Origin of the sequence: Bartonella sp. AA89HNZF, from assembly GCF_042196905.1 — a bacterium.
In the GTDB taxonomy this organism is placed as follows: Bacteria; Pseudomonadota; Alphaproteobacteria; order Rhizobiales; family Rhizobiaceae; genus Bartonella.
The window spans coordinates 26,617-50,360 of sequence record NZ_JBHIRD010000010.1 but is presented as its reverse complement, the minus strand read 5'-3'; the positions used below and the strand labels follow the sequence as shown (position 1 = coordinate 50,360).

The window sequence follows — 23,744 nt, the reverse complement described above, 5'->3', positions numbered from 1 at the left end:
TAAAAGATTAAAAACGGCGGAAAAACCGCCGCTATTACAAAAATCAGAAATTGCCCATTGTTGTCATAATATCAATCAAGCTATTTTTTATTTTCTGAAGATTCTGATTTTATAGGCATATTTGTAGGCATAGTAGAATTATTCAAATTAAGTGTTTCAGACATCTCTTTTTTCACATTTTCTACAAGATCCCGCATAAGAGCAGAACGCCATACATCAAATGCAGAATAGGAATCACGTGCAATATTGGGGACTTCTGTCAAAAACTTTTTACCGGTGTCAGAATTATAAAATGCTGTAATGGCATCAAGCTCTTTTTGAGTAAAATATTTTGCATACACATGAGCAATCTCTTTTTCTAGATCAGAGCGCCTTTTAACTAAAGCAAGCGCTTGTTTATCAACAATATCAGAAATAGCTGTTGCCAAATTCGGATCATCACTGATTAGTTCATTTTTGAAATCATGGACTGCATTTGGTAAAAAGCTATCAAATTGATCCGTTGCATGAATAGCTCTGATTGCCTTTCGCGCTGAATCTAAATGTTGATCACTCACACCTTGTGCATAAACCATTCCAACATTCACAACAAAAATAGCAATTGCACTAAAATATACGACAAAACGCTGAAAAGAAAATATTACTTTCATTTAATGATTACCCCGATCGCTAATTATAATTTTAATTCGTTATTCTACCTAAAATCTTTAAGACCCTTTTTTACTGTGCTAACATATCATCATGTAAATGCCTTTTCTAAAAATCAAACGGTTCTAAAACTTTTATTTGCCCATCAGCCATAGCGACAATTGCACGTGAAGCCAACCCCAAAAAAAGGCCATTCTCAACAACACCAGGAATAGCAAGAAGTGCATCCGATAATGGTTTTGGTTGCAAAATGCAGCCCCAAAATGCATCAAGAATAAAATGGCCACCATCTGTTTCAAAAGGATTTTTTCCATTCATTCGCAATGCAATTTTTCCAGAAAGCCCTAAATCATCAGCAACTTTTTCGATGGCTTTGCGTGTTGTATGGATACCAAATGAATTAACTTCAATCGGTAGTGCAAAAGCACCAAGTCTTTTTACTATCTTTGTTTCATCAGCAATGACAAGCATTTCACGGGATGCCGATGCCACAATTTTTTCATATAACAATGCTCCCCCTCCCCCTTTAATGAGCATCATCTGAGGACCAATTTCATCTGCTCCATCAATATCAAGATCCAATTCAGGTATTTCTTCTAAAGTGCTAACAGGAACTCCAAACTTACGACAGAGCTGTTCAGAATGTCGTGAGGTAGCAACACCAGTCACACGTAGACCATCAGCAACACGCTCACCAAGAAGACGAATAAACTCATTGACTGTCGAACCAGATCCGATACCAAGCCGCATACCATCTTCAATAAATTCAAGCGCTCTAACAGCTGCCATTTTTTTTAACTGCTGAACATTCATGAATGACTTTGCCTTCTATCCGTATAAGCAACACTTATCACCCCTATTACCACCGATAATAATGATAATAAAAGATAACCTCTTGACGCAATCTATTTAAATTGACCATCGCTTTTGCTTGAACAGATGTTACTCATTATAGAAATATATGATAAGAATAAAATAGAATAATCAACAATTATCTTTTTTATTTCTCTGAGAAAATTTGTCAGCATTTTTCTCATTCAATAAGAATTTTTGATTTACCTTATGCTATCAATAGGATGCACAAAGATACACATATCAATTTTTTTGAAAAATTTAAAATGATCAGATATAAAAATCATCTATTTCTAGAAAACTGTAGATTATTATCTCATTTTCAATGACGTTGATAAATTTACCAATCTAAATACCGTAAAATATTATCAAAAAAGTCTTCTATTCTTTTCTGTTTTGTCATCGTCCAGATATGAAGAAAAATGCGATTAAATTATATATTTTTTTGTGCATACCGTCTATGCATATTCCATGGTCTATGAAACCCTAGAGAAGACCAAATAATGTCCCCACTTTTGGTCATCATCACGCTTCCTCGTGATAACAATTGTTGAGGGGTAAATATTATTTTTGCCTTCTTGTGACATACTGGATTATGCATCGCAATTGTAAATGTCTGAATGAGAATATCTGCCTCTACACATTGATCTGTTTCTCTGTGTAAAACGATCACTTTTAATCCATTATCCAATAAGGATGAACAGACATGACGATCACAAATAAATTGTCCGTGCAATGAAGGCCCATACTTTGTTGGTTTAATCATTTCATTCACACGGAATGACTTTTTCCATATGGATGACGTTAACTTAGAAATATGGTAACGATCAATATATAATTTTTTATCATGGATAACACCCACCAGACGCATATTATCTGCAATCATCAGCTGTATAGGTGAATGCATCACACAAATACAAATACCAACCAAAATAAAAAAACTAAAAAAGAGTCTGATAGGTGTTTTGCAAAAAGTCAATCCAACCAAGCCTATACTCAGTAAGATCAACGCAGATAACGGCATAAAACCAGGATTTAAATCAGGAGAAATAGCCTTGATAGCATGTGCAATCTTTATTACAAGATCAACTCCAAAACCCATAATTTGAAGGGGAAGCCATTCGAATCCTCCTAACATTGCAAGAACTGCGATTAATCCAAAGGGAATGACAAAAATTGAGATGACAGGCAAAGCAAAAGCATTACTGATAATGCTCAAAGATGCCATATTAGAAAAATGATAAGCAGCATAAATTCCACTTGCACTCCCTGCAACAAAGGAAGAAGCACACGTTGAAAGAATCGATAAGAAAACAAAATTCATCACTCCTCCTCCAACATAAGAGGGAGTTGTTTTTCTTTTACGAAAAAATGATCTTCCACTCCACCAATCAAAAAAAGCGATCAAAGCAGCAGTCGCAGAAAAGGACATTTGAAAGCTAGGACCTAATATTTCATGGGGTGTCATCGCCAGAGTTATCAACCCTGCAATGGAAAAATTACGCATTGTTATAGCAGAGCGATTACACAATATAGCAACCAACATAACAGCAATCATCACAAAACTTCTTTGCGCTGATATTGCTAAGCCCGACAATAACAAATAAAAAGCTGTTATCATAAACGCAACGATAGCAGCAAACTTTTTACTGGAATAATAGGAAGAAAAAACTGGAAAAAATGCTAAAAAACTACGGATACTCAAAAGAACTATGCCGCTTAACAACGCCATATGTAAACCTGATATTGATAAAATATGGGCTAATCCAGCTGTACGTAATGCTTCATTTGTCTCATTTGAAATACCAGCACGCTGCCCTGTTATGAGGGCAGCTGCAACACTCCCCTTTTCTCCTTCAAGGGCTATACGGATTCTTTGTGTCATCTTCGTGCGTAAATTTTCAATTTTCTGTAGAATGATAGCGAATATCCCATCAGGCTGAGAAACGGATATTTTTCTTGGTTTTCCTAAATAAACGCCTTGTGCCCCAATTCTTTTAAAGTAATTATGAAAACTAAAATCGTAGCCTCCTGGACGCACCGGCCCAGAGAATGCACGCATCTTCACTTTTCCATGCAGTCCATCACCAATCGCTAAGCCAGATGGCAAATATTTTGCCGATAAACGAACACGATGAAGACTATGGCGTAATATGGGCTTTTCTGTACTCAAAATATCCAAAACTAAACGAAATCCTCCTTTGGCACCTGACTCAATAGAAACAATTCTTCCCGTCAATGTAGTGACAATGTCACTGCCTAACATGGGTGTTGCAATACGCCACGTTTCTATTTTTGCCGCTAAAGTACCCAATATAATACAAAACAGAAATCCCACGGGAATCCATATTTTTGGATAAAAACGTGCACCATAGAATATTCCCAGAAAAATACTGACCAATGCCCCCAATTGTCCCCAACTTGGTTCCCACTCTAAATGAAAATAGAAAATGATTCCTAGGGCAAAAAAGACTAAAATCAGCGAAAAAAGGATACCAAAAGCAACCTCTTTATTAATACAATCTTCTAACCATTTGCGAAAAAAAATGATTACTTCTTTTAAGAGTGTCAATAAAAAAAGTTTTTGTTGGTTATAGCTACCGTTCTTTGCATCATCATATCTAGAAAAAACACTCTGCCCTATCTGACATGGCTTTTTTCTTTCTGTAACAGATTTTTCGGATAAACCCTCTTTACTTTTATAAAACATCAGTCCCCCACTTTAACTCGCAATACGGCTATTGCACGCCCCATCACTTATGCTAACATAACCTTTCTATAAAGTTCCATAAGTAATATCTCAATTTAAAGGAAAATATTCGTGTCTGTTATTACCCGTTTTGCCCCTTCACCCACAGGTTTCCTTCATATTGGTGGCGCTCGTACTGCTCTTTTTAATTGGCTTTATGCAAAACATACCGGTGGAAAAATGCTTCTACGAATTGAAGATACAGACCGGGAACGTTCAACAGAAGCAGCTGTAAAAGCCATAATAGATGGCTTGCACTGGATGGGTCTTAACTATGATGGCGCCCCTATTTCGCAATTTGAACGTGCAGAACGTCACCGCCAAATCGCCGAGCAGTTGGTCAAGAATGGCAAAGCATATTATTGTTATGCTTCACCTGAAGAATTAGCTGAAATGCGTGAAAAAGCCCGTACAGAAAGGCGCCCGCCCCGTTATGATGGACGTTGGCGGGACCGTGATCGTTCTGAAGCTCCTAAAGGTGTTAAACCTGTTATTCGCATCAAAGCCCCTCAAGAGGGAGAAACCATAGTACATGATCTTGTTCAAGGTGATGTTCGTTTTCCTAATAAAGATCTTGATGACTTTATTATTTTGCGTTCTGATGGTTCGCCTACCTATATGCATGCTGTTGTCGTTGATGATCATGATATGGGCATCACACATATCATACGTGGAGACGATCATCTTACCAATGCAGCCCGACAAATAATCATCTTTAAAGCAATGGGATGGGATATTCCTGTTATGGCACATATTCCTCTTATCCACGGTGAAAACGGCGCAAAATTATCAAAGCGGCATGGGGCGCTCGGTGTTGATGCTTACCGAACCATGGGATATCTTCCTGCTGCTTTGCGCAATTACCTTGTCCGTTTAGGGTGGAGTCACGGGGATGACGAACTTATATCACTTGAAGATATGATTTCTTGGTTTGATATTGAGGATATTAACAAAGGTGCTGCTCGTTTTGATCTCAAAAAGCTCGATTCCATTAACGGACACTATATGCGCATGAGCAATGATCAAGACCTTTTTGATGCCGCTCTTGATATTCTACCAGAAACCGACAAGGGAGCACAAACCATTGAAAGACTTGATGAAAAACGCCGTGTTCAATTTTTAAAAGCAATCCCACATTTGAAAGAACGTTCAAAAACACTGTGCGAGCTGATTGATAATGCCGCCTTCATTTTTACGCAACGACCATTACAGCTTGATGAAAAAGCACAAATGCTCTTAGATAAAAATGGACGAACCATTTTAAACGCTCTTTATCTTGCCCTGAAAGCTTGCCCCTCTTGGGATACAAAAGCTTTAGATGAAACTCTTCGCTCTTATGCCCAAACAGAAAATCTTAAATTTGGATCTATCGCCCAACCACTTCGCGCAGCTCTTACAGGACGCGCAACATCGCCAGGAGTTTTAGATATTCTTATTTTATTAGGACGCGATGAATGCCTTCATCGTATCAAAGACCAACTTATCAAAAAAATATACTCATGATATGTACTGAATATATCTCCTCAAATAGATCTCTATACAAATATTTCAACGCAATCTAAAAGAGTTTTTTATGTTATATCATTGAAATACAATTTGTATTGAGTAATAATGATCGCTAAGGAAATATTTTAGATTGCATGTACTCACTTTTAGAGGCAATCTGCCCTTAGTATAAGTAAGAAAAGCTTCAGTTATTGTATATCTCCTACTCTGATGAAGCAGAGTCTTAATTTTTAGAAGCGAAGGATCTGAAAGGAATACCGAATGTCTGAGAATAACGCACATCTTATTGTGAATGATAAAAAAGTAGAACTTCCCCTGCGTAAAGGCACAAGTGGACCTGAAGTCATCGAAATTGCTTCTCTCTACAAAAAAACCGATATTTTTACTTATGATCCTGGTTTTACTTCAACAGCTTCTTGTGAATCAAAAATTACTTATATTGATGGTGATAAAGGCATATTGCTTTATCGTGGTTATCCTATCGACCAATTGGCTGAAAAAGGAGACTTTCTGGAAAGTTGTTATCTTCTCCTTTATGGTGAACTCCCAACACAGAAAGAAAAAAACGACTTTGATCGATGTATTATGCAGCATACCATGGTCCACGAGCAGTTTTCACGTTTCTTCCACGGCTTCCGTCGTGACTCTCATCCCATGGCCGTCATGGTTGCCTGCCTTGGCGCTATGTCTGCGTTCTATCACGACTCTATTGATATTACAGATCCTCACCAGAGAATGATTGCTTCTGTACGTCTTATCTCAAAAGTTCCAACGCTTGCTGCTATGGCCTATAAATACAGTATCGGACAAGCCTTTGTTTATCCACGCAATGATCTTAGTTATGCTGCAAATTTCCTCCATATGTGTTTTGCTGTTCCTTGTGAAGAATATAAAATAAATCCAGTGCTTGCCCGAGCGATGGATCAAATCTTTATCCTTCATGCAGATCATGAACAAAATGCTTCTACATCTACAGTGCGTCTTGCTGGATCCTCAGGTGCTAATCCGTTTGCCTGTATTGCAGCAGGTGTTGCATGCCTTTGGGGACCAGCACATGGTGGTGCCAATGAAGCATGTCTAAAAATGCTACAAGAAATAGGTTCTATTAAAAGAATTCCTGAATTTATTGCACGTGCAAAAGATAAAAATGATCCTTTCCGCCTTATGGGCTTTGGGCATCGTGTCTATAAAAATTATGATCCACGTGCAAAAATCATGCAAAAAACCTGTCATGAGGTTTTAAAAGAGCTCAACATTCAAGATGACCCGCTTCTTGATATTGCAATAGAACTTGAAAGAATTGCCTTAAGTGATGAATATTTTATTGAGAAAAAGCTTTATCCCAATGTTGATTTCTATTCCGGCATTACATTAAAAGCTTTAGGTTTTCCAACTGAAATGTTTACTGTCCTTTTTGCATTGGCGCGCAGTGTCGGGTGGGTGGCACAATGGAAAGAAATGATTGAAGACCCTGCACAAAAAATTGGTCGTCCTCGACAACTCTACACTGGCTATGCTATGCGTGACTATGTTCCTATAGATGAACGTGCAAATTAAAAAAAGAAATCAATAAAGCTTCAATTTACTGAAGCTTTATTGAGAGTAATCAAAAAGCATCCTTTAAGGATTTTTATAAAACCTAATTTTAAAGCTCTTTCTCGCCAGAGAACATCATTATAAAAATTTACGAAAAAATTCTAAATTTTGGCTCTGTCAATAAATTGATAATACTCTTTTGAAAATTAGCTACACATTTAGTAAAAAGAAATTGAAAATTTTACCCTATAATTCTCATTATTTTCAATGAAACGTATTTTCTATGATTCCCTCATATCTAAAACCCTTATTACATATTAAAACTTAGCAATGTTAGAGTTTCACTCTCTATCTTCTTCAAATACAGTAGATTAGAATGAAAATGAAATGCACTCTTAAAATTTGCTATGCAAAATGACTCCTTCTATAGGAATAGCTATAAAGATCAACTTATTATAATGATTATATCCTATACAGGCATTCATCTTAAACATCATCGGCTAAAATCAAGCTTCTTAGAAGAAAATTTTCACAATCGTTAGAAAATAAATTTATTTTGACATTCTGCATTTCATATAAAAAGTGGAAATAATAATATTTTATCCTGTTAAGTGACTACAATTTTCTTTGTATTTAAATTAATAGTTTTTCTTTTAAAGATAATTTACTGATTTTTAATAAAATTATTAAAATTCATTATATAAGCGATAAGAGGTTTACTTCTTTCCTGTATTTTCTATTCCCATGCTTGATAAAAATAAATTATTTTTTTGATAATAATATCCAGCATAATGAAAACAACTCAATTTTTTACATTGCTCCCAAAGAGCTTAAAGATTATAAAAATGCATAATGGTTTCATATTTGCCAGCTTATCTAATAGGAGAACATAATGAAATTATTAGCAGGAGCTCTTATAATAAGCGCGACACTGTTTACCCTATCGGCCAATTCTCAAACGCTGAAAATTGCAAGCGATGCTTCTTATCCGCCATTTAGTTATATTGACTCAAATAATAAACTGCAAGGGTTTGATATTGATATAGCTTATGCACTTTGTAAAAAAATGAATGTTGAATGTACTATTGTCACACAAGACTTTGAGGGGATGATTCCCGGACTTATTGCCAAAAAATACGATGCTATCATTTCTTCCCTTTCTCCTACAAAAGAGCGCTTACAAAAAATTGATTTTACAGATCCTTACTACAATACAGTACTCGCTGTTATTGTTAGCAAAAATTCGGGAATTAAAGAGATCTCAACACAAAGCTTTAAAGGTAAAAATCTTGGTGTACAATCAAATACAACACAAGCTGCATATGCGGAAGATCATTATGCCTCTGAAGGAGTTAATATCAAACTTTATCCTACAGCAACAGAAGTTAATCGTGACCTTTTAAGCCATCGGCTTGATATAATCATCTTTGATAAATTAAAAGCATTAAATTGGCTTGAAAATGAAGGAAAGGATTGCTGCGAGCTTCTAGGAACTTTAGAAGAAACAAAATTTCCTATTGCAATTGCACTCCGTCAAAATAATACTGATCTTAAAAATAAGTTCAATAAAGCAATAGAAGAAATCCGCGCCGATGGAACCTATGATGAAATTATGAGAAAGTATTTTGCATTCGATATCGATTAAATATCACTATGAATTAAACTTGAAGCTTTATATTTAAGGAATATTTTCAAACTCTTTGTTGAACATGCAAGTATGATTGAAAACCCAGTATTTTTATAAGAAAAATTTATATTTATAAAAAGTTAATTTTTAATTGTTTCTCGATATTTAAACCTTTCATGGAATCTAATAATAATTGAGATTGTATTTTTATTTTATAAAAATCTAATTTTTTCTTCATGTTCAAATTGAATAGCCTTATTTTGCAAGAAAATTTCTCGATTTTTATTTATGAGATAATGCAAAGCACTCATTTTATGAAAATTAAGCCATCATACAAGCAATAAGATATTTATTTTCTTTAAATCAATAAAAAAGATAATTTTTTGATAATAATCTGCAACATAATGATCTAAAATAAACGCCGATAAATTTTTGCATTGCTCCCAAAAAGCTTACAGATTATAAAACGTGACGATTTCATATTTGCCCGCTTATCCAATAGGAGAATATCATGAAACTATTAGCTGGAGCTCTTATAATAAGCGCCGCGCTATTCGCCCAATTGGCTGATGCGAAAACATTAAAAATTGCGAGTGAAGGCACCTATCCTCCCTTTAGTTATATTGACTCAAATAACAAACTGCAAGGATTTGATATTGATATATCTTACGCACTTTGTAAAAAAATGAATGTTGAGTGTACTATTGTCACGCAAGATTTCGAGGGAATGATCCCCGGACTTATTGCAAAAAAATATGACGCTATTGTTGCTTCTCTCTCTCATACACAAGAGCGTTTACAAAAAATTGACTTTACAGATCCTTACTATGACACAGCACTGGCTGTCATTGTTACTAAAGATTCAGGAATTAAGGAACTCTCAACACAAAGCTTTAGAGGTAAAAATCTTGGTGTGCAATCTAATACAACACAAGCTTTGTATGCGGAAGATCATTATGCCTCTAAAGAGGTAAAAATCAAACTCTATCCTTCCACAATAGAAATGAATCGTGACCTCTTAAATCATCGACTTGATATGATTATTGTTGATAAATTAGAAGCGTTAAATTGGCTTAAAAATGAAGGAAAAGATTGCTGTTTCCTCCTAGGAACTCTGGAAGAAACAAAGTTTCCTGTTGCAATTGCAATCCGTCAAAATAATAATGATCTTAAAAATAAGTTCAATGAAGCAATAAAAGAAATCCGTTTGGATGGAACTTATGAGAAAATTATGAGAAAATATTTTACAAATGATGTTTATTAAATATCAATGTGATATTTAAATGCAACCTACTGTCTATTTCTAAAAAACATTATCTAACTCTTTCATGAGGAACACAAGAATGATTGAAAATTTAGCATTGCTATCATTTAGCAATGGTGGATGGGGAGCGGTTATACTTTCCAGTGCAGGAATGACATTGTCATTGGCGTTGTGCTGTGGCCTTCTAGGGCTTCCCTTAGGTCTTCTCAATGCAGTAATGATTCGATCCAATATTAAGATAGCTAAAGCTCTAGCACGTCTCTTTTCAACGGTATTTCGTGGATTACCAGAGCTTTTAACTCTGTTTTTAGTTTACTATGGATTACAAAACCTTATTCAAAATGCCTTTGACTATTTTAATCTTGAAATCATGTTCAGCATCAATGCTTTTGTTGCTGGTGTCCTTGCACTCAGTCTGGTTTTTGCAGCTTTCTCTTGTGAAGTTTGGCTTGGAGCATTTAATATTTTTGATAAAGGTCAATATGAAGCTGCCAAAGCTTTAGGCCTTTCACGATCAACCACATTTTTTCGTATTGTCTTCCCTCAGCTCATCCGAAATGCCTTACCAGGACTTTCTAATAATTGGCTTACTTTACTGAAAGATACATCCCTCGTTTCAACTATCGCGCTTGTTGACCTCATGCGACAAACGAATTTAGCTGTCGCGGCAACCAATAAACCCATGCTATTTTATCTTGTAGCATGCTTACTCTATTTATTATTTTCAGCGTTTTTTTCTACAATATTACGCTATGTGGAAACATACACTCAAATAGGCTATAAAAAGGTGCTAGGTTAATGATTCCGGAGTGGCTTTATTTCCTTTTTAATCCTGATCTTTTAAGCCGTTATGGCCCCAAATTTGTTGATGGCTTTATTGTTACTGTTGAGCTTGTTTCTATTTCTTGTTCTCTTGGTTTTTTCCTTGGTATGCTTATCGCTTTTGCGCGTTTATCAAAGAATACGTTTTTACAATATTTCGCAAATGCTTATGTCTATTTTTTTCGCGGCTCTCCTTTGTTAGCCCAACTCTTCCTTTTTTATTATGGGCTTGGTTCAATGAACAATTTTTGGCAACAGGTTGGTCTATGGTGGTTTTTTCAAAACGCGTGGTATTGTTGTCTTTTTATTTTTACACTCAATTCTGCTGCCTATCAATCTGAGATCTTTAAAGGAAGTTTTTTATCCGTAACAACTGGGCAACGTGAAGCATCAAAAGCTTTAGGTTTAAGCAACTCTGTCACATTTTTTAAAGTTATTCTTCCACAAGCAATGATTATAGCATTACGCCCTCTAGGCAATGAGTTGATTTTAATGATTAAATCCAGTGCCATTGCCTCACTTATTACTGTTTATGATTTAATGGGGATTGCTAAACTCACTTATTCACGTACATTCGATTTTCAAGTTTACGTTTGGGCAGCCCTTATCTATCTTTTTATTGTTGAACTCATTCATCGTTTTATTGTTTTTATCGAACATCGCCTCACTCGATATTTACGATAAATAAATGATCATAAAAGAACTTTACCAAATCAAAATGTTGAATTAATAAATTCATTCATCAATGAAAGAATAAAACAAGATGAATTTGAAAAATAATCAATCGATCTCTCCCAATAAAAACCCTGTGATCTCCATTCGAAACCTCAATAAATGGTACGGAAACTTTCAGGTTCTACATGATATCAACTTTGATGTTCAAACTGGTGAACATATCGTTATTTGTGGCCCATCCGGATCTGGAAAATCAACGTTAATTCGTTGTATTAATCAATTAGAACAAGCACAAAAAGGTTCGATCCGTATCCATAACGTTGATATCCATACCGCCCCTGTACAACAGCAAAAAAATGTTCTCCGTAAGATAGGAATGGTCTTTCAGAACTTTAATTTATTCCCCCACATGAGCGTTATACAAAATTGTATTTTAGCCCCTATGACAGTTCAAGGTCTTTCCAAACAACAAGCAAAAGAACGAGCAATTCATTACTTAACGCATGTTGGTATTGAAAAACACTGTGAAAAATATCCTTTACAACTCTCTGGTGGGCAACAACAGCGTGTTGCGATTGCCCGTGCACTTTGTATGGAACCTGAAGTAATGCTTTTTGACGAACCAACCTCTGCTCTTGATCCAGAAAGTGTAGGAGAAGTTTTGCAAGTAATGGCTCAATTAGCAGATACAGGAATCACAATGCTTTGTGTTACTCATGAAATGGACTTCGCACGGAAAGTCTCAGAAAGAATACTCTTTCTAGAAAACGGAAAAATTGTTGAAGATACAGCATCTGAAAAATTTTTTACCAATCCTAAAAGCCAACGTGCTTGTGAATTTCTTGCTAAAATTAAATATTAATCATTAAAATATTGCTTTATTTATACAATTTTATTCCTACTTTTTAAAAGAGTGATAATTGTTTGTGCGCCAACAACCCCCGATGGTACTTCAGTTTTCATTTTCTGTTCTACCATCTCAAAGGAATCAAGTTGTGCCTGTCGCAATAAAGGATTAGCCAAAAGTTGTTCTACCTGTCTTGCTAACATGCCAGGACGGATTAATTCATTCAAATATTCCGAAACAATAGGCTTATCAGCAATAATATTCGGAAGAGCAGCGCTCCATAACATCATTTTAGGAAAAATGAATAATTTAGAAAAATAATCAAGTTTATAGCAAAGAACCATAGGAACTTTTGCTAAGGCTAATTCAAGTGAAACAGTTCCATGTGCAGCAAGAGCAACATCTGCTTGTGCAAAAGCACGCCATTTTTCATCTTCACCAACTACAATTTCTATCTTGCTTTTCCAGCCCTGCACAAAGTCCCGGATTCTATCTACCAAATGAGGTAAGGTTGGTAAAATAATACGTAAATGAGGAATACGTTGTACAAGAATCTCTACTGTTTCTCGAAAAATAGGCATTAAAGAACGAATTTCTGAATTGCGCGATCCTGGCAAAATAACTAATGTAGGCAATAATGCTTGTGTATCGATCAAATTTCTTTGTTCTAATTGGCTTTTTTTTTCTGACTGAACTCTCAAAAGGGGAGGATATGTCAAAAGACGATGTCCAACATAGGTCGTAGCAGGGCCTCCCAAATCTTGCATAATCTTTTCTTCAAAAGGAAAAACCGCTAAAACATGATCAACAAATCCACACATAGCTTTTGCACGCTCTGGCCTCCATGCCCAAACGGTTGGTGCAATATATTTAATGATAGGAATAGAAGGCGCTAAAGCACGTACCTTTTTTGCAATACGATGCGTGAAATCAGGACTATCAATAATAATTAAACAATCAGGTTGTTCTTGTGCAATAAATTTGGATAAATTGCGAATGTGTAGCAACAACAACGGTAGTTTTTTCAACACCTCCTTTAAACCTATTAAAGCAATATCATGGGAATCAAAAAAGCTTTTTAAGCCTAATGCCTTTAAATGGCTCCCCCCAACACCAATCAAATGAATATTGCATCCTATCTGTTGTGATAAACAAGAAATTAGATCGGCCCCAAGTAAATCACCAGATTCCTCACCTGAAACCACTGCAATCTTTAAGAAACAATTATTCATGACCAAACTTCTCAAATGTCTCTATAAATAGAGAATATTTGTTGGCTTTTTCTATTGTTGTTTTCACTGATAATATTAGACTTCTATTTGCCTCCACCGCAACACCAGATAAACCACTCTTTGCAATATTCATTATTGTCGCGGGACCAATTGATGGCAAATCAACGCGATTATCCTGTTGTGGTTTTGCACATTTTACAAGAACACCACCCTTAGAGGGAATTTGCCCTCTTTCTCGCATTTCACAAACACGCCACAACATATTATCAGTTCCCTCAGCGCCCTCCAAAGCAACCACCCTTCCCTGAACAACAACAACGGCTTGTCCAATATCCAATTGACCTAAAAGTTTTGCTGCTTCTGCTGCTAAAAAAATATCTTTTTTCTCTTTTGGCGTAGCACGCCGTATTGTTAAATTAAATGCTATGGGAGCTAAAAGATCTGGTACTATTTCATGGGCACCGATAACACAAAAACCATGCGCTTCAATAATCCGTATAAAAGCTTTTAATAACGCATCATCTCCCTTCCTCAAAGCTCCGATTAACTTAGGCAGAGCTAAAAATGTTGTCCAGTCCAGTCGCAATTGTTTAAGAAGTGGACGCTTTTTCACGCCACCTGCCAAAACAACATTATATACACCAGCCTCTTTTAAAATTTTAACGAGTCGTGCTAACTCTACAATTGATAGTTCGCAATGCTCATAGCGATAAAGAACAGAATCTGCCTCACCATGCAAAAGCACAAGAAAAGGATTTTCTCCATTCTTCTCAAGAGTCTGCGCAACAGTAATCGGTAGAACACCATTTCCTGCTATAATAGCAGTACGGCCGGAAAGAAAACTTCTGGCTCCCCAAATAGGCATTTTTAATCCTTATGTTCTTTTATTCTAACACCTTCAAATTTTGGTGTACAATAAAAACGCTTTCCTTCTTCTTTAATAAAATTAACAACTTCAGAAACAGACTGAGAAGAAGAATAGAAAGAAGCAACATCACTGACACGCTCTTTAAATGGTTTGCTATGATCAAAAAGCATAGCAACCGCATGACGGAGTGCATGAATATCTTGACGCTCAAGTCCTGCACGCTTCATGCCAATAATATTGAGCCCAGCAAGTTTTGCCTGCACACCAACAGCTGTTCCATAAGGTATCAGATCACCAACCAGTGCAGATACGCCGCCGATAAATGCATGATGTCCAACACGAACAAATTGATGAACAGCAGCACCACCACCAATAATCACATAATCACCAATAGTAACATGACCAGCAATCATTGCGTTATTGGCAAATGTTACATGATTGCCTACATAACAATCGTGAGCGATATGCGCATAACAAAAAAATTGGCAATTATCACCAACAACTGTCATTCCTACACTCGAATCGGAACCCCTATGCATTGTTACACCTTCACGAATCGTACAATTCTTACCAATAAAAAGAGTCGTAGCCCCTCCTTTATGTTTATTATTTTGCGGATCTGCCCCCAAAACAGCATGAGAAAATACTTTACTCTTGGCTCCTAACGTTGTCTTTCCCATTATTACAACATGACTTGTCAAACTACATTCATCACCAATAACAGCCTCTGAACTAATATGGCAAAATGGTCCAACGCGTACATTCTCACCAAGCTGCGCTCCCTTCTCCACAAGAGCAGTTGGATGGATTTTCGTACCGGACATTTTTAAATCCCCATCAAATATCGTTTATTCTTTTTCAACAATCATCGCAGCAATTTCTGCTTCAGCGACGCGGACATCTTCTACTTTTGCAACACATGAAAAACGTCTCATACCAGATCTTTTTTTCAAAAGCTGAACATGAATCTTGAGCTGATCACCAGGCATAACCGGCTTACGAAATTTCGCATTATCAACCGTCATAAGGTAAACTAAATTTGTTTGCTTATTGCCTAAATTTAAAAGTGCTATTGCTCCTGCCGTTTGTGCCATAGCTTCTAAAATCAAAACTCCAGGCATAACAGGCTTTGAGGGAAAATGTCCTGTAAAATGTGGCTCGTTAATCGTTATATTTTTAATACCAATCGCTTCTTGTTCACCATCAATATCAACGATACGATCAATTAATAAAAATGGATAACGGTGCGGTAATATTGATAATAGTTTTTCAATATCGACAGCCTCTAAGTTTTTAGTTTTTTCACTGCTGATCATATCAGCGTTTCTCCTTTTTAACTTTTCCCATACTGCGCAACGCCGCTACTTCACGAAACCATTGTTTAAATGGTCGCGCTGGACTACCTCCCCATTTTTCGCCATCCGGAATGTCATTCATAACACCACTACGAGCAGCAATCTGGACAGATTTACCTATTATGATGTGATCAGCTACTCCCACACTTCCACCAAGCTGAGACATATCCCCTATAGATGTACTTCCCGCAATGCCACATTGAGCGGCAATAAGACAATAGCGACCAATTTTTACATTGTGGGCAATTTGTACAAGATTATCAATCTTGCTTCCTTCACCAATAACAGTATCTTGAAATGTTCCACGATCAATTGTCGTGTTCGCACCAACTTCTACACCATCCTCAATAATAACGCGACCAAGCTGTGGAATTTTCTCGATTCCAGAAACGCCCCCAACATAACCAAAACCATCTTGCCCAATGCAAACACCAGGATAAAGCTGAACCTTATCACCTATTATAGAACACTGAACTGTTACCTTAGGAGCAATATAGCAGTCACATCCAATACGGCAATTTTCACCGATAACAGCTGTGGATGAGATAAGAGTTCCTGCACCAATCTCAACATTTTTACCAATAACAGCTCCCGCTTCAATACACACATCATGCGCCAACTTAGCCGTTGGATGAATATGCGCATGCGATGAAATCCCCTTCTGCCCCAACCAAGGTATTGGCTTAACAGAATCTGGAAACAAAATACGACCAATCTGAGCAAAGTCACGCTGTGGTGTGGATGTCACCAAAATTGCCATAGTTTCGGGAACTTTAAAAACAATCTCATTCGTACACAAAACAGCAACAGCAGAACTATCCAGCAAAGCATCAGAAAACTTCCGATGCTCTACAAAAACAAGCGAACCCTCCACAGCACTCTCAAGTGAAGAAAGAGTATTGATAACTTTATGAGAAAACTCTGGATTAAGAAGCTTTGCACCCGTCAACTCAGCAGCATTTGCAACTGTCAATCGTCGGGACGGCGTAAAAAAAAATGTATCCGCCATCAAAACACTTTCTCTCCCAGCTTAAGCTATTCTCTTCAAGTTTTTCCTTCTTAAAATCGCTCAAATCAGAACTTTGTAGAAATACCAAAGTTTAATTGCTGCACACGATCCCCCTCCTGCTTCATTATTGGCCAAGCATAATCAAAACGCAAAGGACCAAACGGAGAATCCCACATCAAACTCACACCTGCAGATGAGCGCCAAGCACTTTTGGTATTGGTAACAGGCGGCTCACCTTTAAAAACTGCCTTATAATTATTACCATAAAGCGTGGCAATATCCGCAAATAAAGCACCGCGCAACCCAAATCCTTCAGGCACAACAGGAATAGGAAACTGTACTTCAGCAGTCGCATTCATATATGTTGTTCCCCCTAAGAAATAAACTTCACCCTTATTGGAAACCTGACGTGGGCCTATCCCATTATATTTGAACCCTCTGATTATATCAGTATTCGCCTTAAACATATCGAAAATACGAACACCATCTCGGCCCATTCCGTGGATATAACCACCCCCAAAGGAAAGCAAACCAACGATATCCTTCTGGTCAGAAAGAGTCTTGTACATCATCGCCTTACCCGTGGTCTTCAAGAACTTTGCACTCCCACCAAGCCCTGCATATTCCTGAAGCAGATGCACATACCACCCATCATGGGGGGATCTCATATCATCAATCGTATTATAGGTGAAACCATAACTAATTGATGAACGTTTCCAAGGGCTGTGTTTTGCAGCTTGAACAATCGCACCAGAATATTTCCCATATAATTCTATTATGTCACTCTCTTTGTCAAAATCATACTCTCCGCCAAAATCATATTCTTCCTGCACATAAGAATAAGCTACATTAGCAGATAATTGATTATTAATAGGTAACGAAAACCGCAGTGATCCACCTGTCTGCCGTACATCATAGGCTTTATCAGCACGATAAGTACTACGAAAAACATCAACGCCAGCAGATAAACGATACCCTAAGAAATAAGGATCAACAAATGATAAATTATAATTACGAGATTTTTCTTGCCCCGCACCTAATCCTAAACGAACATATTGACCACGTCCCCCAAGATTACGTTCAGTAACAGAAACTTCAAGTGACATACCAGGACTTGTTCCCCCCGTTGTATACCCCCCTGAAAGAGAGAGATCTCCTGTTGAAGCTTCAACGACATCTATCACCAAAACAACTTGGTCAGATTGCTCGGTAGGAACCATTGAAATATTAACGGCTTTGAAAAAACCTAAACTTTCTAGACGACGTTTTGCCCGCTGTAATAAAGTTTGATTGTAGGCATCTCCTTCATTCAAATCAATCTCACGACGAATGACATAATCACGCGTTTTCTCATTACCACGTATATCAATACGCTGAATATAAGCACGTGTACCCTGTTCAATATTATATAAAATTGAAATTGTATGATTTGCTAAATTACGATTTCCCCGCGGTTCAACTTTAGCAAAAGCATACCCCGAATCAGCAACTTTGTTATTAATAGTTGCAACAGACTGTTCAATATCTTCTGCACTATAAACATTACCTGGCTGGGTTTTAAGCATCCTTTTTACAGATTGAACGTCAATTCCATCAACATCACTTTCAACTTGAATATCACTAATTTTATAACGCGCCCCTTCATCAAGAACAAAAGAAATTTTATACGTATTGCTTGCTGCATCAAAAGTTGCTTTAGAAGAGACTACACGAAAATCTGCATAACCACGGTTATAATAAAAGCGACGTAAAGCTTCTTCATCAACAGCGAGGCGCTCTTCACTATAAACATCACCTCCCAACAACTTCGAAAAAATTCCTGAAGTTTTTGTTGAAATCACATCACGCAAACGGCGACTTCCAAAGACATTATTGCCCTTAAAAGTGATATCACCAATCTTTGTTTTTTTCCCTTCAACGACATTAAATACCACATTAACCCGCCCTTTTCCAAGGTTAATCGTTTGAACGTTAACAGTGATATTATTACGACCAAGAGTTTTATAAGCCTCACGAATTGTATTTATATCAGCAGAAAGCTTAGCAGAATTAAAAGGCTCATTTGGTTTTAAAGAAATAAACCGCTTAAGATCTGGGTCTTTAAAAGATTTATTTCCTTGAAACAATATTTGATTGACAACCTCATATTCTTTTACGAATACAACCAATTTATCACCCACCGGATTTATTTTAACATCATAAAATAAACCCAATTCGAAAAGGTTCTTCACAGCACTATCAACATCACCACTGGAAACACCTTGCCCAACCTTAATCCCCATATTGTCTCGAATCGCCTGAGAACTTACAAACTTATTCCCACGAACCTCAATAGAGCGGACTACAGACGCTTGTATTTCTCCGACCGCAGCAATTGACATAAAAACCGTTGCAGGGGCAATCATCCCCATCTTTAACACCAATACAGATGCTGCATTTAAAAACTTTGAATTCGTAGTCATTGGCTTTTTTACCTTACTCTCGTTCCTTGGACATGATGCCTTAAAAAGCTAACTGCCATAACAACCTTTTTACAGCGAGACTTTTCATTCCTTAATTACTCATTATAATGTACAACGCCACAACATTTTGTAGACATGGTAAACAACCTTCAATTTGTTTTTGCTATTATTACTTAATTTATAAAGCATTTTCCATAATTTAATTAGCTAAACCAACAAAAATAATCATTAAAAAAGACAAAGATCATAAAAAGGAGAAGAATGGAAAAACCTAAACGAAAAAAGATTCCCTGAATTTGAGTGGATATTGTCTTCCCAGTAATGACTTCAATGACATGAAATAAAAGATGCCCACCATCAAGCGGTAGAATCGGAAAAAGGTTAATAAGCCCAACACTTATTGAAAGAAAAGCTGCCAAATTCAACAAAGAGATAAAACCTGTCTCGCTCACTTTCCAAGCAATTTTAACGGTTTTAGAAGGTCCACTTAGCCGACAATGATCCTCTTTGCCTCCTATTAAACGACTCATAAAAAGAACAGTTTGAGTGGCGATAAACACAGTACGATCTGACGCTTTTCTTACAGCTGTTACAAAACCATAGCGAATATGTTTTATATAAGTTGGATCTAAATGTGCAGGATTATTTAAATCAACAGGAACACCTACACCTATCATAGCACTTCGTGTTCGATTACCAAATCCATCATCTCGCTCAACGACTTTTGGGGTAATCATCGTTGTAAAGACTCGCCCCATGCGTTCTATTTTAAACTCTATGGGTTCTCTTCCGTGAAAAGCTACATAATTCATCAAATCTTCAAAGCTTTCAACCCGTCGTCCATCCATTTCAACAAAACGATCACCTAATTCCAAACCGGATTGAAGAGCAGGGCTATCTTTTACCAAAGAACCAACAACGGGCTCAATGGCTACACGACCATAGATAAAGAAAAAAAATGTTAGAATAACAACAGTAAAAAGAGCATTGAAGAAAGGACCGGCAAAAACAGTTGCTGCTTTTTTCCAAGCATGCGCACTAGCAAATGAACCATCAACAATCAGAGATGATTGGGATGATTCCGTATCGATTTTTTCCTCATCCCCAACAAATTTTACATAACCTCCTAAGGGGATAAGTGCTAAACGCCACTTCGTGCCATGCTTATCTGTATAACTCGCTATTTCTGGTCCAAATCCAAGCGAAAAAATTAACGCCTTAATACCACACAACCGACCAATGAGATAGTGCCCAAATTCGTGCACAAAAATGATAATCATAATGATGAAAAGAATACTCAAACTTCTTAAAAGAAAATCACCCATAGTGACGATATGATTTAAAAACTCCAAACTATCTTCTCCCAATTAGATCATACTAAAAAGATTAAAAGGCGCATCCATATCAGACATAAATGAACCAATTAAATAAAGAAGAAAAGCTGCCCCTACCAATCCATCTATACGATCCATAAAACCACCATGTCCAGGCAATAAAGAACTAGAATCTTTAACAGAAAACCGTCTTTTGAGCCATGATTGCCCTAAATCACTCAATTGTGAAACAATTGACAAAACAAGTGTAAGGAGTGGCACAAAAAAACTGGCTAAATTTATATCAAAAAATCCAAAAGCAACCCATATACCACCGAAAACTCCGACAAATGTACCACCAAGTGCTCCTGACCATGTTTTATTAGGAGAAAATTGTGGTGCTAATTTAGGGCCCCCTAATGCACGTCCGATAAAATAACCACCAATATCTGTTCCCCACACTATCGTAAATAAGAAAATAACAACTTGGAACCCCAACAGTTCATGATCCCGTAGAAAGCATAAAGCAACAACAGGAAAAGAGGCATATAAAAAACCACAAAAAACCCAACCACTCTTTTTTATAGATATAATAGCTAATACTGTAGCTAAAACGATTAAAACACAAAAAATCAATGAAGCAGATACACTCAACACTAAAAAAAAGCCAAAGATTAAATAAAAGATACTTGCTAATATTTTTTGTAAAATACACCATTTCTCTTTAGTAATACTCATCCACTCATAAAGAACAAAACCGCCAATACACCATACAAATAAAAAAAAGAAGTTTCCTCCCAACCATGTTAGATACAACGCAATAATGCCAAAAACAAAAGCTGTCAGAATACGATAAACCAAATTAGACAAAACAACATCCAAACAATAAAAATAGAAAATACAAGCTCTAAAATTAACGCAAGAAAAACTCCCCTACGCAGTATTTTTATCTCATACTTGTATAATTTCTCTTATAATTTATCATAAATAATTCAGTCTACTAAGATAGCGCTTATGAAACTAATAATCAATGAAAACAGCTTCAAAAATCTCCGTCAAAATTATAAAATATTTTTTTAATATTTTCTCAAATATAAAATAAAAAAGCAGTTACCTCTGCCCCATACAAATTAACTAATATAGGTTTCGTATAAAAACACTTTTCTATCAACTATTCGTCATTAAAAAACGAATTACGCCACATAACATCTGCTTGATCAATTATACTCACATGTTTTATAATGAGAAATAAGAGAAAAGTTAGGCTTGTTTTTTTCATTATATTCTTTCCCCAACCTTCATCTTAGAATATTTGAATAATTTCTAATAATGCTTTCATTATGCATTTTAACAAAGACGTGTTCAACTAAAAAACCGCACCATGCTGTTAAATAGTGTCTCCCACCAAAGGGCATGATTTACCACGCAGACTAAAAAATAAAAACATCTGCCCTTTCAAATCAGTCTCTCCCATATCAAAATGATAGAATACCTTCCTGCATAACACCTTGCTACCACAGAGCACACCACGCCCTACAATTATCCCTAGAAACAATTTACAGGCTGGGAATATAACATCCTTTTTCTAGCGACAAAATCGTCTTAAACGTGCATAATTTCAGATTCTTTTACGGCTAAAATTTTATCAATATCAGCAATAGTTTCATCTGTGAGTTTTTGAACTTTCTCAGACAAACTATGGGCTTCATCTTGTCCAATTTCACCATCTTTTTCTAACTTTTTCAAATTGTCCAGACCATCCCGACGAACATGACGTGTAGCAACACGCGCTTGCTCTGCATAGTGATGCGCAATTTTTACAAGTTCTTTACGGCGCTCTTCATTCAACTCAGGCAAAGGAATACGTAAATTCGTACCATCAGTTATGGGATTTAAACCAAGACCAGAATCGCGAATAGCGCGCTCTACAGCTCCGACCATCGTTTTATCCCATACAGAAACAGAAAGCATCCGAGGTTCAGGAACAGAAATATTAGCAACTTGATTTATATGCACAACAGAACCATAAGATTCAACGGTCAACGGTTCTAATAAACTGGCCGATGCACGTCCAGTCCGCAAACCACCTAATTCATGTTTAAAAGCCGTAATAGCACCATCCATGCGACGTTTCAGATCATCCATAATTGATGTAACATTCATATTTCTGTCTCCTTCAATTGTTCTTTGAAGCTTACCCTTATTCCGATACTATTGTAAAGCGTCCTGTTCCATTCAAAACCTTAGCCAAACCGCCTTTTTCATGAATGGAGTACACAATAATCGGTACATTGTTCTCACGTGCTAAAGTGACCGCCGTTGAATCCATAACAGATAATCCCCATTGCAAAACTTCAACATGTGTTAATTGGTCAAAACGCTTAGCCGTAGGGTCTATTTTTGGATCTGCTGAATAAATACCATCAACTTGTGTTCCTTTAAGAAGGACATCCGCACCAATTTCTGCTGCACGTAAAGTGGCAGCAGAATCAGTGGTAAAAAATGGATTTCCTGTACCCCCTGCAAAAATAACAACTTTTCCCTGATTCATATAAGCTATTGCTTTACGTTGCGAGAAACTTTCACAAATTTGTGGCATAGCAATCGCAGAGAGCACAACCGTTTCAACGCCTAATTTTGTCAATGATGTTCGCAATGCTAAAGAGTTAATAGCCGTTGCAAGCATTCCCATATGATCACCTGTCACTCGCTCTCCACCATGCGAAGCAACAGCAACGCCACGAAAAATATTTCCCCCACCTATCACAACCGCAACCTCTATCCCCATTGCGCGCACTTCTGCAATATCAGCGGCAATACGGTCTACAACAGAAACATCAATGCCAAAATTCTGCCCTCCCATAAGAGCTTCACCAGAAGCCTTTAAAAGAATACGTTTATACGGAAGTGCTAATGCCATTAATAATCTCCCCAAAAGCCCATTTACTTTTTGCTTTTGACATCACGAAGGGCACCACT

At 36.8% G+C, this 23,744-nt stretch carries 20 protein-coding genes; 7 read left to right on the top strand and 13 right to left on the bottom strand.

Annotated features, from left to right (window positions below; all coding sequences use genetic code 11):
- Positions 1 to 80: 80 nt before the first annotated feature.
- From ACFIN0_RS05990 to ACFIN0_RS05980, 3 genes are all read right to left on the bottom strand, one after another.
- Positions 81 to 650 carry a DUF2059 domain-containing protein gene (locus ACFIN0_RS05990; RefSeq protein WP_375702125.1) on the bottom strand — a complete coding sequence of 190 codons (570 nt, stop codon included), beginning with the start codon at positions 648 to 650 and terminating at the stop codon, positions 81 to 83.
- Between the two features lie 106 nt (positions 651 to 756).
- Complete coding sequence (gene rpiA / locus ACFIN0_RS05985; RefSeq protein ID WP_375702124.1) at positions 757 to 1,461, bottom strand: ribose-5-phosphate isomerase RpiA; 705 nt, start codon at positions 1,459 to 1,461, stop codon at positions 757 to 759.
- A gap of 472 nt (positions 1,462 to 1,933) precedes the next feature.
- The gene (locus tag ACFIN0_RS05980) at positions 1,934 to 4,210 is read right to left on the bottom strand and encodes a ComEC/Rec2 family competence protein (RefSeq protein WP_375607199.1); all 2,277 of its coding nucleotides are present in this window, start codon (positions 4,208 to 4,210) and stop codon (positions 1,934 to 1,936) included.
- 111 nt (positions 4,211 to 4,321) lie between these two features.
- On the opposite strand from ACFIN0_RS05980, the gene gltX reads away from it, so the two are divergent.
- From gltX to ACFIN0_RS05945, 7 genes are all read left to right on the top strand, one after another.
- A complete protein-coding gene (gltX, locus tag ACFIN0_RS05975; protein ID WP_375702123.1) occupies positions 4,322 to 5,752 on the top strand; it encodes a glutamate--tRNA ligase in 1,431 nt (476 codons plus the stop codon).
- A gap of 264 nt (positions 5,753 to 6,016) precedes the next feature.
- The gene (gene gltA, locus ACFIN0_RS05970; protein ID WP_375702122.1) at positions 6,017 to 7,312 is read left to right on the top strand and encodes a citrate synthase; all 1,296 of its coding nucleotides are present in this window, start codon (positions 6,017 to 6,019) and stop codon (positions 7,310 to 7,312) included.
- An 871-nt stretch (positions 7,313 to 8,183) separates the two neighbouring features.
- Complete coding sequence (locus ACFIN0_RS05965; protein ID WP_375702121.1) at positions 8,184 to 8,936, top strand: transporter substrate-binding domain-containing protein; 753 nt, start codon at positions 8,184 to 8,186, stop codon at positions 8,934 to 8,936.
- A 493-nt stretch (positions 8,937 to 9,429) separates the two neighbouring features.
- A complete protein-coding gene (locus ACFIN0_RS05960; protein WP_375608543.1) occupies positions 9,430 to 10,182 on the top strand; it encodes a transporter substrate-binding domain-containing protein in 753 nt (250 codons plus the stop codon).
- Positions 10,183 to 10,261: 79 nt separating this feature from the next.
- On the top strand, positions 10,262 to 10,981 hold the full coding sequence (locus ACFIN0_RS05955; RefSeq protein ID WP_375607204.1) for an ABC transporter permease: 720 nt from the start codon (positions 10,262 to 10,264) through the stop codon (positions 10,979 to 10,981).
- Positions 10,981 to 11,688 carry an ABC transporter permease gene (locus ACFIN0_RS05950; protein WP_375607205.1) on the top strand — a complete coding sequence of 236 codons (708 nt, stop codon included), beginning with the start codon at positions 10,981 to 10,983 and terminating at the stop codon, positions 11,686 to 11,688. Before ACFIN0_RS05955 ends, ACFIN0_RS05950 begins: the two co-directional genes overlap by 1 nt.
- 79 nt (positions 11,689 to 11,767) lie before the next feature.
- Positions 11,768 to 12,541, top strand: coding sequence for an amino acid ABC transporter ATP-binding protein (locus ACFIN0_RS05945; RefSeq protein ID WP_375607206.1), 774 nt, complete (start codon positions 11,768 to 11,770; stop codon positions 12,539 to 12,541).
- Between the two features lie 20 nt (positions 12,542 to 12,561).
- On the opposite strand, the gene lpxB is transcribed toward ACFIN0_RS05945, so the two are convergent.
- The 10 genes from lpxB to pyrH all read right to left on the bottom strand — a co-directional run bounded on the left by lpxB (position 12,562) and on the right by pyrH (position 23,685).
- Entirely contained in the window at positions 12,562 to 13,758 is a 1,197-nt protein-coding gene (lpxB, locus tag ACFIN0_RS05940; RefSeq protein WP_375702120.1) for a lipid-A-disaccharide synthase, read from the bottom strand.
- Positions 13,751 to 14,623 carry an LpxI family protein gene (locus ACFIN0_RS05935; protein WP_375702119.1) on the bottom strand — a complete coding sequence of 291 codons (873 nt, stop codon included), beginning with the start codon at positions 14,621 to 14,623 and terminating at the stop codon, positions 13,751 to 13,753. The genes lpxB and ACFIN0_RS05935 overlap by 8 nt, the downstream gene beginning before the upstream one ends.
- Before the next feature lie 2 nt (positions 14,624 to 14,625).
- Positions 14,626 to 15,450 (bottom strand): acyl-ACP--UDP-N-acetylglucosamine O-acyltransferase, encoded by an 825-nt coding sequence (gene lpxA, locus ACFIN0_RS05930; protein ID WP_375609506.1) that lies wholly within the window; start codon positions 15,448 to 15,450, stop codon positions 14,626 to 14,628.
- A 24-nt stretch (positions 15,451 to 15,474) separates the two neighbouring features.
- Positions 15,475 to 15,942: a 3-hydroxyacyl-ACP dehydratase FabZ gene (gene fabZ, locus ACFIN0_RS05925; protein WP_375607210.1), complete on the bottom strand. Its 468-nt coding sequence runs from the start codon at positions 15,940 to 15,942 to the stop codon at positions 15,475 to 15,477.
- Between the two features lies 1 nt (position 15,943).
- The gene (gene lpxD, locus ACFIN0_RS05920; RefSeq protein WP_375607211.1) at positions 15,944 to 16,990 is read right to left on the bottom strand and encodes a UDP-3-O-(3-hydroxymyristoyl)glucosamine N-acyltransferase; all 1,047 of its coding nucleotides are present in this window, start codon (positions 16,988 to 16,990) and stop codon (positions 15,944 to 15,946) included.
- Between the two features lie 65 nt (positions 16,991 to 17,055).
- Entirely contained in the window at positions 17,056 to 19,452 is a 2,397-nt protein-coding gene (gene bamA / locus ACFIN0_RS05915) for an outer membrane protein assembly factor BamA (RefSeq protein WP_375607212.1), read from the bottom strand.
- Positions 19,453 to 19,655: 203 nt separating this feature from the next.
- Positions 19,656 to 20,804 (bottom strand): RIP metalloprotease RseP, encoded by a 1,149-nt coding sequence (gene rseP, locus ACFIN0_RS05910; RefSeq protein WP_375702118.1) that lies wholly within the window; start codon positions 20,802 to 20,804, stop codon positions 19,656 to 19,658.
- A 15-nt stretch (positions 20,805 to 20,819) separates the two neighbouring features.
- The gene (locus ACFIN0_RS05905; RefSeq protein ID WP_375607214.1) at positions 20,820 to 21,635 is read right to left on the bottom strand and encodes a phosphatidate cytidylyltransferase; all 816 of its coding nucleotides are present in this window, start codon (positions 21,633 to 21,635) and stop codon (positions 20,820 to 20,822) included.
- Between the two features lie 732 nt (positions 21,636 to 22,367).
- Positions 22,368 to 22,928, bottom strand: a complete 561-nt coding sequence (frr, locus tag ACFIN0_RS05900; protein WP_273790667.1) for a ribosome recycling factor — start codon at positions 22,926 to 22,928, stop codon at positions 22,368 to 22,370.
- 37 nt (positions 22,929 to 22,965) lie between these two features.
- Positions 22,966 to 23,685, bottom strand: coding sequence for a UMP kinase (pyrH, locus tag ACFIN0_RS05895; RefSeq protein ID WP_375610636.1), 720 nt, complete (start codon positions 23,683 to 23,685; stop codon positions 22,966 to 22,968).
- Positions 23,686 to 23,744 lie beyond the last annotated feature (59 nt).